Raw genomic sequence first — 13,593 nt, forward strand, 5'->3', positions numbered from 1 at the left:
TCAGCCATGGGGAAACGGATTTTATTACTTGAGAAAGAAAGAAATCTAGCTCATTTTTTAAGTCTGGAACTCCAAAAAGAGCAATACCGAGTTGATCAGGTAGAAGAGGGACAAAAAGCCCTCTCCATGGCTCTTCAGACAGACTATGACTTGATTTTACTGAATGCTCATCTAGGGGATATGACAGCCCAGGATTTTGCAGATAAGTTGAGTCGGACCAAGCCAGCTTCGGTTATCATGGTCTTGGACCATCGAGAAGAATTGCAAGATCAAGTTGAAACAATCCAGCGTTTCGCTGTTTCATATATCTACAAGCCAGTCATTATCGATGATTTGGTGGCTCGTATTGCAGCAATTTTCCGAGGTCGGGACTTTATCGACCAACACTGTAGTCAGATGAAGGTTCCAACATCCTATCGCAATCTGCGTATGGACGTAGAACATCATACCGTCTACCGTGGCGAGGAGATGATTGCCCTGACTCGTCGTGAATATGACCTTTTGGCTACCCTTATGGGAAGCAAGAAGGTTTTAACTCGTGAGCAGTTGCTGGAAAGTGTTTGGAAGTATGAGAGTGCGACCGAAACCAATATCGTGGATGTTTATATCCGTTATCTACGTAGCAAGCTTGACGTAAAAGGTCAAAAGAGCTACATTAAAACCGTGCGTGGTGTTGGTTACACCATGCAAGAATAGAAAAGCAGTTGCAGTTTTGTAACTGCTTTTTTTGAGTCGTTGAAATGTTGACATATGATTTGATCTTTGCTACAATCATTTTGGAGGAAACAAGAATGAAATTTTTGAAAAAAATGATGCAAGTCGGTTTGGCAGTATTCTTTTTTGTTTTGTTAGCAACAAGTAAGGTATTTGCGAACGATGTTGATTCAGAAGGTTGGCAATTTGTCCAAGAAAATGGTAGAACCTACTACAAGAAGGGGGAACTCAAAGAAACCTACTGGCGAGTGATTGATGGTAAGTACTATTATTTTGATCCTTTATCTGGAGAGATGGTTGTCGGCTGGCAATATATACCGTTTCCATCTAAAGGTAGTACAATTGGACCTTACCCAAATGGTATCAGATTAGAAGGTTTTCCAAAGTCAGAGTGGTACTACTTCGATAAAAATGGAGTGCTACAAGAGTTTGTTGGTTGGAAAGCATTAGAGATTAAAACTAAAGACAGTGTTGGAAGAAAGTATGGTGAAAAACGTACAAATCCGGAAGATAAAGAAGAGAAGAGTTTTTACACGAACTATTACTTTAATCAAAATCATTCTTTAGAGACAGGTTGGCTTTATGACCAGTCTAATTGGTATTATCTAGCTAAAACGGAAATTAATGGAGAAAACTATATTGGTGGTGAAAGACGTGCAGGTTGGATAAACGATGATTCAACTTGGTACTATCTAGATCCAACAACCGCTGCATTGCAAACTGGTTGGCAATACCTTGGTAACAAGTGGTACTATCTTCGTTCATCAGGAGCTATGGCAACTGGCTGGTACCAAGAAGGTTCCACTTGGTATTATCTTGACGCTGAAAATGGGGATATGAAAACAGGTTGGGTTTCCATCAATGGCTATTGGTATTACCTCCGTTCATCAGGAGCTATGGCGACAGGCTGGCTTCAAGATGGTTCAACTTGGTACTACCTCAACGTAAGTGATGGCGATATGAAGACTGGATGGTTCCAAGTTAACGGTAAATGGTACTATGCCTATAGTTCAGGTGCCTTGGCTGTGAATACTACAGTAGACGGCTACTACGTCAACTATAATGGTGAGTGGGTTCAGTAATGAAAACAAGCGATTGTGAAGGAAACAATCGCTTTTTTTGTGAAAATATAATAAAATAGAAAGGAATAAAGTTCTAAAATTTTATCTAGAAACAGACGCTTTTCGTCTGATAGTAGGATTAAATGACAAAAGAAGTTGGTGTCGGTCAGGCACATAGTAAAATTATTTTAATAGGAGAGCATGCAGTCGTTTACGGCTATCCAGCCATCTCTTTGCCTCTTTTAGAGGTAGAGGTGACTTGTCGGGTGGTTCCAGCAGGGACACCATGGCGTCTTTTTGAAGAGGACACCTTGTCCATGGCAGTTTATGCTTCCCTAGAGTATCTGAATATCAAAGATGCTTACATCCGTTGCCGAATTGACTCTGCTATTCCAGAAAAACGTGGAATGGGTTCTTCGGCAGCCATTAGTATTGCGGCTATTCGCGCGGTATTTGATTATTACCAAGCAGAACTTCCACACGATGTGTTAGAAATTCTGGTCAATCGCGCTGAGATGATTGCCCATATGAATCCTAGTGGATTGGATGCTAAGACCTGTCTTAGTGACCAGCCTATTCGTTTTATCAAGAATGTTGGTTTTGAAGAACTAGCCATGGACTTGTCGGCTTATCTGGTCATTGCAGATACAGGAGTCTATGGACACACTCGTGAAGCTATCCAAGTTGTAGAGAGCAAGGGTAAGGAAGCTTTACCTTTCTTGTATGCACTTGGAGAGTTGACCCGGCAAGCAGAAGAAGCAATAAAGGCAAGAGATGCCGTGATGCTGGGAGAAATTCTAACCAAAGCACATGGAAATCTAAAAGAAATAGGAGTTAGTAGCCTTGAAGCTGATGCCTTGGTGGAAACTGCTCTTCAACATGGAGCTTTAGGTGCTAAGATGAGTGGTGGTGGTTTAGGTGGCTGTATCATAGCCTTAGTAGCCGACTATCACCAAGCTCAAGATTTAGCTGAAAGATTAGAAGAGAAAGGAGCTGTTCAGACATGGATCGAAAGCCTGTAACAGTACGTTCCTATGCCAATATTGCTATTATTAAATATTGGGGAAAGAAGGCAGAAAAAGAGATGGTTCCTGCGACTAGCAGTATCTCTCTGACTTTAGAAAATATGTATACGGAGACGACACTTTCTCCTTTACCAGCAGATGCAAAGGCGGATGCCTTTTACATCAATGGTCAGTTGCAAAACGAAGCTGAGCATACCAAGATGCGTAAAATCATTGACCGCTACCGTCCTGAAGGAGCAGGGTTTGTTCGTATCGATACTAAGAACAATATGCCAACAGCAGCAGGCCTTTCTTCAAGTTCCAGTGGTTTATCTGCCTTGGTCAAAGCTTGTAACGCATATTTCCAACTTGGGCTGAATCGCAGAGAATTGGCCTTGGAAGCTAAATTTGCATCGGGTTCTTCATCTCGTAGTTTTTATGGCCCCTTGGCAGCCTGGGACAAGGATAGTGGAGAGATTTATCCTGTCGAAACTGACTTGAAACTAGCTATGATTATGTTGGTCTTGGAAGACCAGAAAAAACCAATTTCCAGTCGAGATGGGATGAAGCTCTGCGTGGAAACTTCTACGACTTTTGATGAGTGGATTCGTCAATCTGAACAAGATTACAAGGATATGTTGGTCTACCTCAAGGAAAATGACTTTAAGAAAGTTGGAGAATTGACAGAGAAGAACGCCTTGGCTATGCACGCTACGACAAAGACAGCCACTCCATCATTCTCTTATCTGACAGATGCTAGTTATGAGGCTATGGATTTTGTTCGTCAGCTTAGAGAACAAGGAGAATCTTGCTACTTTACCATGGATGCAGGGCCTAATGTAAAGGTTCTTTGTTTAGAAAAAGACTTGGAACACTTATCAGAACTTTTAAGTCAACGCTATCGCTTAATCGTTTCAAAAACAAAGGATTTGAGCCAAGATGACGATTGTTAAAACTTGTGGGAAGCTCTATTGGGCTGGGGAGTATGCCATTTTAGAACCAGGTCAATTAGCCTTAATCAAGGCTATTCCCATCTATATGACGGCTGAGATTAAAGCGTCTAATGATTATAGACTCTACTCAGATATGTTTTCCTATAGTGTAGACTTGCGACCGGATTCTTCTTATACCTTGATTCAAGAAACAGTTGCCTTGGTGGAGGAGTATCTAACTGCCCAAGGAGTTGAACTGCATCCTTTTTCTTTAGAGATTCGTGGGAAAATGGAGCGTGAGGGCAAGAAGTTTGGCCTAGGTTCTAGTGGTAGTGTAGTTGTCTTGGTTATCAAGGCCATGCTTGCCTTCTATGAAAGATTAGCTGACAGAGAACTCTTGTTTAAATTGGCGAGTGCTGTACTTCTTAAACGTGGAGACAATGGCTCCATGGGGGACATTGCCTGTATCGTATCAGAAGACCTCGTCCTCTATCAGTCATTTGACCGCGAGAAAGTGGCAGATTGGCTAGAAAAAGAAAACTTGCAGGTTGTATTAGCACGTGACTGGGGCTTTTCTATTAGGAGTGTTGAACCAGCGTTGAAATTTGATTTTCTGGTTGGTTGGACCAAGGAAGTGGCTGTATCAAGTCATATGGTCAAGCAAATCAAGGAAAATATGAACTCTAGCTTTTTACAGGCTTCAAAAGAAACAGTAGCTAACTTGGTAAAGGCTTTGGAGGTAGGTCAAGAAGAAACCATTATTGACTTGCTGGAACGAGCCAGCCAACTTTTAGAAGGCTTGAGTTCAGATATTTACACACCTTTGCTAAGGCAATTAAAAAATGCCAGTCAAGACTTAAAAGCTGTCGCTAAAAGCAGTGGTGCTGGTGGAGGAGACTGTGGGATAGCACTTAGCTTTGACCAAGATTCGACCACACTACTGAAAAAACGATGGGCTGATTTAGGAATTGAGCTCTTGTATCAAGAAAGGATGGGACATGACGACAAATCGGAAGGATGAACACATCCGCTATGCCCTTGAACAAAACAGTACTTATAATAGTTTTGATGAAGTTGAACTGATTCATTCTTCACTACCCTTATATGACTTAGATGAAATTGATCTTTCGACAGAATTTGCAGGGCGAAAATGGGATTTTCCTTTTTATATTAACGCCATGACAGGTGGGAGTGATCGGGGCAGAGAAATCAATCAAAAATTAGCCCAGGTGGCAGAGGCCTGTGGGATTTTATTTGTGACAGGTTCTTACAGTGCTGCTCTTAAGGATCCATCGGATGACTCTTTCTCTGTCAAAACTAGTCACCCTAACCTTCTACTTGGAACCAATATTGGCTTAGATAAGCCTGTTGAATTGGGGATACAAACGGTAAAAGAGATGAATCCTCTTCTCTTACAAGTTCATGTGAATGTTATGCAGGAACTGCTCATGCCAGAAGGTGAGCGTCAATTTAGATTGTGGCAAAATAATCTGAAAGATTATGCTGAGCAAATCTCAGTTCCCCTTGTTTTAAAAGAAGTCGGCTTTGGCATGGATGTGAAGACTATTGCTAAGGCGTACGAAATGGGGATACGTACGGTTGATTTGTCTGGCCGTGGGGGGACTAGTTTTGCCTATATCGAAAATCGTCGTAGCGGTCAACGGGACTACCTCAATGATTGGGGGCAATCGACTATGCAGGCTCTTATCAATGCCCAAGACTGGAAAGATAAGATGGAGCTTCTGGTAAGTGGAGGTGTTCGCAATCCACTAGACATCATCAAATGCTTGGTCTTTGGAGCCAAAGCAGTTGGGCTTTCACGCACCATGTTAGAGTTGGTTGAAAACTACCCAGTGGATGTCGTTATTTCTATTGTTGAGAGTTGGAAAGAAGACCTACGCTTGATTATGTGCGCCCTTAATTGTTCAAAAATTGAGGATTTACAAGAGGTCGACTATCTCCTTTATGGAAAATTAAAAGAAGCAAAAGAGCAACTATAAGGAGGTCGGGATTTTGGTCCCGGTCTTTTTATCATTCCTCAGACTGATGTGACATTTTGGTTTTGTGATACAATAAAATAAAGAGGACGGATACATGCGAAAATTCCAAATTTTTCTATTTATTGAAGCTTGTTTATTAACAGGAGCTCTGATTATGATGGTATCAGAGCATTTTTCCCGTTTTCTACTAATATTGCTCTTGTTTTTACTGCTGATTCGATACTATACAGGTAGACAGGGTAATAACTTCATTTTAGTGGCGGTGAGCATCCTATTTTTCTTTATCATCATGCTCAATCCCTTTGTCATTTTAGCCATCTTTGTAGCCTTGATTTACAGCCTGTTCTTACTTTATCCTATGATGAACCAAGAAAGAGAAGATACCAATCTGATTTTTGAAGAAGTTGTGACGGTGAAGAGAGAGAAAAATCGCTGGTTTGGGAACCTTCATCACTTCTCAAGCTACCAGACTTGTTGCTTTGATGATATCAATTTTTTTCGTCTCATGGGGAAGGATACCATTCATCTAGAACGTGTGATTTTGAGCAATCATGATAATGTCATCATCTTGAGAAAACTGGTCGGTACGACTAGAATTATCGTACCAGTGGATGTGGAGGTCAGTCTCAGTGTCAATTCTTTGTATGGAGATTTAACCTTCTTTGACCAGCCTAAGCGAGCTTTGCGCAATGAACAATTCCATCAAGAAACGAGAGAATATCTCAAGAGTCCTAAGAGTGTTAAGATTCTTTTGACAACCATGGTTGGAGATGTTGAGGTGGTGCGAGGATGAAAAAGCAACACTATATTTTAATTGGACTCACCTCATTTCTCTTTGTTGCTTTTCTATTTCGAAGCGTTTTTAAGGTCTTAGATTTGGAGTGGACTTCTCTCTTCCAAGATTTAGAAAAGACAGAAAAAGTCCTCTTTCTAGCTTTGATGTTTAGCCTTGCCCTAGCTTTTTTATTAGTCCTATTTTGGACAATGGTTGACGAAATTTCAAGAAGAAGAATCCAAGCAAATCTTAAACGTCTACTAGCTGGTAAAGATATTAAAAGCCTTGGAGATGCTGATTTAGACGCAAGTTTTAGAAATTTATCAGGCAAGCTTGGTTTGTTGACAGAAGCCATTCAAAAAGCAGACAATCAAGCCTTGGTCAAAGAAGAAGTGATAGTTGAAAAGGAGCGTAAGAGAATCGCGCGTGACTTGCATGATACGGTCAGCCAAGAAATTTTTGCTGCCCATATGATACTATCAGGTCTTAGTCATCAAGCTTCCAAATTAGACAGAGAGAAGATGCAAACACAACTCCAAAGTGTGACTGCTATTTTGGAGACAGCCCAAAGAGATTTGCGTATTCTACTCTTGCATTTGCGTCCTATTGAACTGGAACAAAAGAGTTTGGTTGAGGGGATTCAGTTGCTTCTCAAAGAATTGGAAGAAAAAAGTGAACTCAAAGTCAGTTTTAAATATCAGGTAGACGAATTGCCTAAAAAGATTGAGGAGCATGCCTTTCGTATCGTCCAAGAATTGATTAGTAATACTCTCCGTCATGCCCAAGCTTCTTGTCTAGATGTTTATCTTTATCAAACGGAAATAGGCTTGCAGTTAAAGGTAGTAGACAACGGTCGCGGTTTTCAGTTAGATGATGTTGATGAACTTAGCTATGGACTACGCAATATCAAAGAACGAGTGGAAGATATGGCAGGGAGCATACAACTATTAACAGCACCCAAGCAGGGGTTGGCAGTGGATATTCGGATCCCCTTGCTTGATTGACTAACAAAAGGAAATAAAATGAAATTATTATTAGTAGATGACCACCAAATGGTGCGTCTTGGATTAAAAAGTTATTTTGAACTACAAGATGATGTAGAGGTTGTTGGAGAAGCAACTAATGGCGCAGAAGGGATTTCCATGGCTTTGGCTCTTCGCCCCGATGTGATCGTAATGGATATTGTTATGCCTGAAGTCAACGGAATTGATGCAACTCTAGCTATTCTCAAAGAATGGCCGGAGGCTAAAATTTTGATTGTGACTTCTTATCTAGACAATGAAAAAATCATGCCAGTCTTAAATGCTGGAGCTAGGGGTTATATGCTCAAGACATCAAGTGCCGATGAATTGTTCCATGCTGTTCAAAAGGTGGCAGCTGGAGAGCTAGCGATCGAACAAGAGGTGAGTAAGAAAGTAGAATACCACCGCAATCATATGGAACTTCACGAAGAATTAACTGCGCGAGAACGCGATGTCCTTCAACTGATTGCCAAGGGCTATGAAAATCAGCGCATTGCAGATGAGCTCTTTATCTCCCTTAAGACAGTCAAGACCCATGTCTCCAATATCCTAGCCAAACTTGAGGTCAGTGATCGTACCCAGGCAGTAGTTTATGCTTTTCAACATCATCTGGTGGGTTCTGATGAATTTTAGGGGACATAGGATGTAACTGAAGCATGGACGAAAAGCACATCCATTACTTGAAAAAGTTCGCTACTATGTGGTATAATGGACTGTATTAAAAATTTTAAGGAGAAATGACAGAATGTCTGTATCATTTGAAAACAAAGAAACAAACCGTGGTGTCTTGACTTTCACTATCTCTCAAGACCAAATCAAACCAGAATTGGACCGTGTATTTAACTCAGTAAAGAAAACTCTTAACGTTCCAGGTTTCCGTAAAGGTCACCTTCCACGTCCTATCTTCGACCAAAAATTTGGTGAAGAAGCACTTTACCAAGATGCAATGAACGCTCTTTTACCAGACGCTTATGAAGCAGCTGTTAAAGAAGCTGGTCTTGAAGTAGTTGCTCAACCAAAAATTGACGTAACTTCTATGGAAAAAGGTCAAGACTGGGTTATCACTGCAGAAGTTGTTACAAAACCTGAAGTAAAATTGGGTGAATACAAAAACCTTGAAGTATCAGTTGATGTAGATAAAGAAGTAACTGACGCTGATGTTGAAGAGCGTATCGAACGTGAACGCAACAACTTGGCTGAATTGGTGATCAAAGAAGGTGCTGCTGAAAACGGCGACACTGTTGTTATCGACTTTGTTGGTTCTATCGACGGTGTTGAATTTGACGGCGGAAAAGGTGAAAACTTCTCACTTGGACTTGGTTCAGGTCAATTCATCCCTGGTTTCGAAGACCAATTAGTTGGACATTCAGCTGGTGAAACTGTTGACGTTATCGTAACATTCCCAGAAGACTACCAAGCAGAAGACCTTGCAGGTAAAGAAGCTAAATTCGTAACAACTATCCACGAAGTTAAAGCTAAAGAAGTTCCAGCTCTTGACGATGAACTTGCAAAAGATATCGACGAAGAAGTTGAAACTCTTGACGAATTGAAAGAAAAATACCGCAAAGAATTAGCTGCTGCTAAAGAAGAAGCATACACTGATGCTGTTGAAGGTGCAGCAATCGATAAAGCTGTAGAAAATGCTGAAATCGTTGACCTTCCAGAAGAAATGATTCACGAGGAAGTTCACCGTTCAGTAAATGAATTCCTTGGAAACTTGCAACGTCAAGGTATCAACCCTGACATGTACTTCCAAATCACTGGAACTGCTCAAGAAGACCTTCACAAACAATACGAAGCAGAAGCTGAGTCACGCACTAAGACTAACCTTGTTATCGAAGCAGTTGCGAAAGCTGAAGGATTTGACGCTACTGAAGAAGAAATCCAAAAAGAAATCGAGCAATTGGCTGCAGATTACAACATGGAAGTTGCACAAGTACAAAGCTTGCTTTCAGCAGACATGTTGAAACACGATATCACAATCAAGAAAGCTGTTGAATTGATCACAAGCACTGCAACTGTAAAATAATCTGAAAAGATAAAAAACCACCGGATTCGGTGGTTTTTTTGTGCTTTATTTTCCGAAAAACTCATCAAGGTCATCTTGGCTAATCCCAATCATGGCTGGGATACTAGTCCAGTTATCTTCAGTCAGTCTGTAAGATTGATGAGGGTTAATCTGATTTGTGGGTTCGTTAATAGGCTCATTTACTTCCTCAGAGCTTTCAGTTAAGTCGCTGAAACGTTCAATCAGATAGGTTTTTCGAGCTGTTCCGATATGTTTAGTCGCATAATCAAAGGCTTGAAGTTCACCGAGTAGGATGAGTTTGCTTTTAGCTCGAGTAATAGCAGTGTAGATGAGGTTACGCTCCAGCATACGCTTGCTAGCACTGGTGATGGGAAGAAACACAACTGGGAATTCACTTCCTTGAGATTTATGGATACTCATGGCGTAGGCAAGACGAATCTTGTACCATTCGTTGCGTGGATAGACGACTTCGTTCCCATCAAAATCAATCATCATTTCATCTTGTTTTGATTCAGTGTATTTTCCAGGAATGAGGTCTGTGATGTAGCCTAGGTCTCCGTTAAAAACGTTAACTTCTGCATCGTTAACCAAATGAATGACCTTATCTCCGCTACGATACTGAAACTGACTTGCTTCAAAACTAATCTGTCCCTTTTGAAGAGGATTGAGCAGTTCTTGCATGAGTTGATTGATGGCATCGATTCCTGCTGCTCCACGATACATAGGAGCTAGAACTTGGATGTCTCGTGCAGGAATGCTACTTCTGATAGCAGCGTCTAGGATTTTTTCAATGGTCGCTGGGATCTGGTTACTAGCGATTTCAAAGTAGGAACGGTCTGCTTTTTTCTGAGTGAAATCTGCAGGTAAAATTCCCTGACGAATCTGACTCGCAAGTGTGACGATGGTTGATTCTTCGCTCTGACGATAAATTCGTTCCAAGCGTGTTTGCGGAATACTTGGAATCTGGAGCAAATCAGCCAGAACTTGACCTGGGCTAACCGATGGCAACTGATCACTATCTCCAACGATGAGAATTTTACTAGTAGAGGAGATATTTGAGAAGAGTTGATTGGCTAGCCAAGTATCTACCATAGAGAACTCGTCTACGATGATAAAGTCAGCATCTAGATAATCCTCCAAATGGCTAGTGTCATCATCTCCAGTCATTCCCAAGTGGCGGTGAATGGTTGCACTCGGCAAGCCTGTTAGTTCATTCATGCGACGAGCCGCACGACCAGTTGGAGCAGCAAGGAGAATAGGTAGATTACTTTTCTTTCGAAGGTCCAGTCCTTCTAATAAAGCATAGACACCAATAATCCCATTGATAACAGTGGTTTTCCCAGTACCAGGTCCGCCAGTCAGGATAAAGACCTTGTTTTGGATAGCATCACAGATTGCCTGTTTTTGAATGGCATCGTATTGGATGCCTAATTCTTCCTCGACAATTGCGATTTGCTCCTGGATGATTTCGGTTTCTTGTTTATCGGTTTCTTCTTTTTCAAGGATACGAATGAGGTGATTGTGAATCCCTTCCTCAGCGAAAAAGAGACTGTTGTCAAAGATTTTGGTGTCAACTTGTTGAACTTTTTCTTCTTCAATGAGATTGGACAATTCTTGAGCAAGTTGACTTGGTTCCAGTTCTACAGGACGTGAGGATTCCAGTAGATTTAGAGTCTTTTCTAATAAGTCTCTATCTTCAACATAAGTATCCCCACTTTCCATACAAGCGTTTAAAAGGCTATGAATGAGTCCTGCTCGGAAACGTTCAGGTGCCTGGCTTTCAATGCCCAATTCTTGCGCCAGTTGGTCAGCGATGGTAAAACCCAATCCCTTGATATCTTCTACCAACTGGTAGGGATAATTTTCAACGATATCGATAGTTTCCTCTTTGTAGGTATCCTGAATTTGAATAGCTAATTTATTAGGAATACCGTAGTTGGCAAGCTTGGCCAAGACCATTTCAGTCCCGTAGTTGAGACGGAGTGTGGATACAAAGGCCTCACGACTTTTAGAAGACAGCCCTGAGATAGTCTCAAGTTTTTCAGGATGTTCCAAGATTTCATCGATAGTATTTTCCCCATAGAGTTCCACAATCTTTTGGGCAGTTTTGAGCCCAATCCCTTTGAAATGACTGCTGGAGAAATACTTGACTAAGCCCTTGCTAGTCGGTTTTGCTCTTTCATAACGGGTAATTTGTAGCTGCTCTCCGTATTTGGAGTGTTGGACAATCTGCCCCCAAAAAGTGTATTCTTCTCCCTCGATGACATCAGCCATGGTCCCTGTAACAATGATTTCGAAATCATCAAAGTCCTCAGCATCGGTATCCTCGATATCTAAGAGGAGAATACGATAAAAATTACTGACATTTTCAAAAATAATACGTTCAATTGTACCTGTAAAATAGACTTCCATATAATTCCTTTACAATCATGAATAAAACCATATCATTCAGAATAGAATGAGAAGAGGCTGAGATTAGTATTCTCGGCCTCTTAGTATTTTAGACTGTTCCGATACGTTTGAGTGGCCAAAAACGGAATTTAGCCTCCCCGATGATATCTTTTGCTTTAAAAGTACCAACATGTCGACTATCACTAGATACTAGACGGTCATCACCCAGTAGGAGATACTCTCCCTCTGGAACAGTGTAGGTAAAGCTTGTATTGGAATTAGAATCTAGGGTAAAGGCCTGGGCCTTCTGAGCTAAAGCTCTAAAGTATTCTCCCTTTCTTCCATCCCAACCATCTCCAGTATAGGTAGATTGGAGTTTGTCCTCTTTAAATCTTTTGAGGTATTCTGCCAGATATGGTTCATCAGTTTCTTGACCATTGATATAAAGTTTGTCGTTTTCAAAACGTACGGTATCACCTGGTGTACCGACAACACGCTTAACGATATCCTTGTTTCCATCATCCTCATGGGCAACTACGATATCGAAGCGATTGATAGGGAGGTGTTTGACAACAAAGAGGATTTCTCCATCAGCTAGAGTAGGGTCCATTGAGTGTCCTTCTACACGCACATTACTCCAGAGAAAGAGACGACTAAGCCCTACTAGTGCGATAAGTAGAATGATAACTCCCCATTCTTTTAAAAAATTTATAATGTATTTCATAATTTACCTTTCTAGCATTTTTTTTGCTTTTTCAGTATTTTTAAAGTGTAGTTTGGCGCAGAAGTTGAGTCCCTGCATACCGTAAGCTTGAAGGACTTGGCTAGCTATCTTATCAGAATCCGTTCCAGCCCCGCTTGGAAGTTGAAAACCAAGTTCTCGTCCTAGATTTTCAAGATTTTCTAGGAAGAGGTCACGCGCGATGATGGAGCTAACAGCTACAGCCAGGTATTTACTTTCAGCTTTTTCCTCAAGTGTAACTGGATTTGAGAAATGATTTGCTTCGTTTTTTAAGTACTTATCATAGTTTTGAGCACTCGTAAAGGCATCAATAACAATCTTTTCTGGTTGAACTCCCTTTTGAAGGAGGAGAAAAATTGCTTGATTATGAAGAGCTACCTTGACAGAAACAGCATTGTAGCGCTCACCAATGACTTCGTTATACTTACTTGGAGAAAGTAGTAGTGCCTGATGTTGGATTTTTTCCTTCAAAATGGGAGCCAGTTGACGAATCTTTTGATCTGTCAGTGTTTTGGAATCCCCAACGCCGAGTTTTCGTAAAAATTCATGCTGATCAGGAGTTACAAATGACGCCACTACAGCCAGACCACCGAAGTAGGAACCATTTCCAACCTCATCTGTTCCAATCAAGGGGAAATTCTGCCCGCTAACTACTTGTGCTACTTGATAACCGAAAAAGCTAGCAAAGCTTTCAGCGGCTTCCCCTTGCAATAGGACTTTCCCAGATGTATAGACGGAAACACTGGCTTGAGGAAGTTTTAAAAAGTAGCGAATATAGGAATTTTTACTAGGAGTGAGTGCATGTTGATGCTTTTGAACAAAAGCTTGAATTTCTTTTTCACTCGGTATTAATGTGATACTTGCCATAGTCTCTATTGTACCATAAAAGCAGTAGAATTGGTTAAAACTGACAAACTTAGTGA

General features: G+C 41.0%; 13 protein-coding genes. 10 read left to right on the forward strand and 3 right to left on the reverse strand.

Translation table 11 applies throughout. The features are described from left to right. Positions 1-6 precede the first annotated feature (6 nt). From ACWPVF_RS02015 to tig, 10 genes are all read left to right on the forward strand, one after another. A complete protein-coding gene (locus ACWPVF_RS02015; protein ID WP_045614362.1) occupies positions 7-696 on the forward strand; it encodes a response regulator transcription factor in 690 nt (229 codons plus the stop codon). Between the two features lie 95 nt (positions 697-791). After that, positions 792-1,796, forward strand: coding sequence for a choline-binding protein CbpJ (cbpJ, locus tag ACWPVF_RS02020; protein WP_454384379.1), 1,005 nt, complete (start codon positions 792-794; stop codon positions 1,794-1,796). Positions 1,797-1,918: 122 nt separating this feature from the next. Then, the gene (gene mvk / locus ACWPVF_RS02025; protein ID WP_454384381.1) at positions 1,919-2,797 is read left to right on the forward strand and encodes a mevalonate kinase; all 879 of its coding nucleotides are present in this window, start codon (positions 1,919-1,921) and stop codon (positions 2,795-2,797) included. After that, a complete protein-coding gene (gene mvaD, locus ACWPVF_RS02030; RefSeq protein WP_454384383.1) occupies positions 2,779-3,732 on the forward strand; it encodes a diphosphomevalonate decarboxylase in 954 nt (317 codons plus the stop codon). The genes mvk and mvaD overlap by 19 nt, the downstream gene beginning before the upstream one ends. Next, positions 3,719-4,732, forward strand: coding sequence for a phosphomevalonate kinase (locus ACWPVF_RS02035; RefSeq protein ID WP_454384385.1), 1,014 nt, complete (start codon positions 3,719-3,721; stop codon positions 4,730-4,732). The genes mvaD and ACWPVF_RS02035 overlap by 14 nt, the downstream gene beginning before the upstream one ends. Then, entirely contained in the window at positions 4,710-5,711 is a 1,002-nt protein-coding gene (gene fni / locus ACWPVF_RS02040) for a type 2 isopentenyl-diphosphate Delta-isomerase (protein ID WP_454384387.1), read from the forward strand. The genes ACWPVF_RS02035 and fni overlap by 23 nt, the downstream gene beginning before the upstream one ends. Before the next feature lie 94 nt (positions 5,712-5,805). Further along, positions 5,806-6,504, forward strand: coding sequence for a cell wall-active antibiotics response protein LiaF (gene liaF, locus ACWPVF_RS02045; RefSeq protein ID WP_454384389.1), 699 nt, complete (start codon positions 5,806-5,808; stop codon positions 6,502-6,504). Continuing rightward, positions 6,501-7,490, forward strand: coding sequence for a sensor histidine kinase (locus ACWPVF_RS02050; protein WP_454384391.1), 990 nt, complete (start codon positions 6,501-6,503; stop codon positions 7,488-7,490). The genes liaF and ACWPVF_RS02050 overlap by 4 nt, the downstream gene beginning before the upstream one ends. Positions 7,491-7,508: 18 nt before the next feature. Then, on the forward strand, positions 7,509-8,141 hold the full coding sequence (locus ACWPVF_RS02055) for a response regulator (protein ID WP_454384393.1): 633 nt from the start codon (positions 7,509-7,511) through the stop codon (positions 8,139-8,141). A gap of 112 nt (positions 8,142-8,253) precedes the next feature. Beyond that, on the forward strand, positions 8,254-9,537 hold the full coding sequence (gene tig, locus ACWPVF_RS02060; RefSeq protein WP_454384395.1) for a trigger factor: 1,284 nt from the start codon (positions 8,254-8,256) through the stop codon (positions 9,535-9,537). Positions 9,538-9,582: 45 nt separating this feature from the next. Here the strand turns inward: tig and recD2 are convergent, their stop codons facing one another. The 3 genes from recD2 to rnhC all read right to left on the reverse strand — a co-directional run bounded on the left by recD2 (position 9,583) and on the right by rnhC (position 13,537). Then, positions 9,583-11,949: an SF1B family DNA helicase RecD2 gene (gene recD2 / locus ACWPVF_RS02065; protein WP_454384397.1), complete on the reverse strand. Its 2,367-nt coding sequence runs from the start codon at positions 11,947-11,949 to the stop codon at positions 9,583-9,585. Between the two features lie 88 nt (positions 11,950-12,037). Then, positions 12,038-12,652 carry a signal peptidase I gene (gene lepB / locus ACWPVF_RS02070; RefSeq protein ID WP_045614329.1) on the reverse strand — a complete coding sequence of 205 codons (615 nt, stop codon included), beginning with the start codon at positions 12,650-12,652 and terminating at the stop codon, positions 12,038-12,040. 3 nt (positions 12,653-12,655) lie between these two features. Continuing rightward, complete coding sequence (rnhC, locus tag ACWPVF_RS02075; RefSeq protein WP_454384399.1) at positions 12,656-13,537, reverse strand: ribonuclease HIII; 882 nt, start codon at positions 13,535-13,537, stop codon at positions 12,656-12,658. Positions 13,538-13,593 lie beyond the last annotated feature (56 nt).

It is taken from the genome of Streptococcus sp. Marseille-Q7087 (assembly GCF_965111935.1).

What these genes read in the sequence shown, in the direction of transcription:
- ACWPVF_RS02015 (WP_045614362.1), top strand. Translation starts at nt 7, where the DNA reads ATGGGGAAACGGATTTTATTACTTGAGAAAGAAAGAAATCTAGCTCAT.
- cbpJ (WP_454384379.1), top strand. Translation starts at nt 792, where the DNA reads ATGAAATTTTTGAAAAAAATGATGCAAGTCGGTTTGGCAGTATTCTTT.
- mvk (WP_454384381.1), top strand. Translation starts at nt 1,919, where the DNA reads ATGACAAAAGAAGTTGGTGTCGGTCAGGCACATAGTAAAATTATTTTA.
- mvaD (WP_454384383.1), top strand. Translation starts at nt 2,779, where the DNA reads ATGGATCGAAAGCCTGTAACAGTACGTTCCTATGCCAATATTGCTATT.
- ACWPVF_RS02035 (WP_454384385.1), top strand. Translation starts at nt 3,719, where the DNA reads ATGACGATTGTTAAAACTTGTGGGAAGCTCTATTGGGCTGGGGAGTAT.
- fni (WP_454384387.1), top strand. Translation starts at nt 4,710, where the DNA reads ATGACGACAAATCGGAAGGATGAACACATCCGCTATGCCCTTGAACAA.
- liaF (WP_454384389.1), top strand. Translation starts at nt 5,806, where the DNA reads ATGCGAAAATTCCAAATTTTTCTATTTATTGAAGCTTGTTTATTAACA.
- ACWPVF_RS02050 (WP_454384391.1), top strand. Translation starts at nt 6,501, where the DNA reads ATGAAAAAGCAACACTATATTTTAATTGGACTCACCTCATTTCTCTTT.
- ACWPVF_RS02055 (WP_454384393.1), top strand. Translation starts at nt 7,509, where the DNA reads ATGAAATTATTATTAGTAGATGACCACCAAATGGTGCGTCTTGGATTA.
- tig (WP_454384395.1), top strand. Translation starts at nt 8,254, where the DNA reads ATGTCTGTATCATTTGAAAACAAAGAAACAAACCGTGGTGTCTTGACT.
- recD2 (WP_454384397.1), bottom strand. Translation starts at nt 11,949, where the DNA reads ATGGAAGTCTATTTTACAGGTACAATTGAACGTATTATTTTTGAAAAT.
- lepB (WP_045614329.1), bottom strand. Translation starts at nt 12,652, where the DNA reads ATGAAATACATTATAAATTTTTTAAAAGAATGGGGAGTTATCATTCTA.
- rnhC (WP_454384399.1), bottom strand. Translation starts at nt 13,537, where the DNA reads ATGGCAAGTATCACATTAATACCGAGTGAAAAAGAAATTCAAGCTTTT.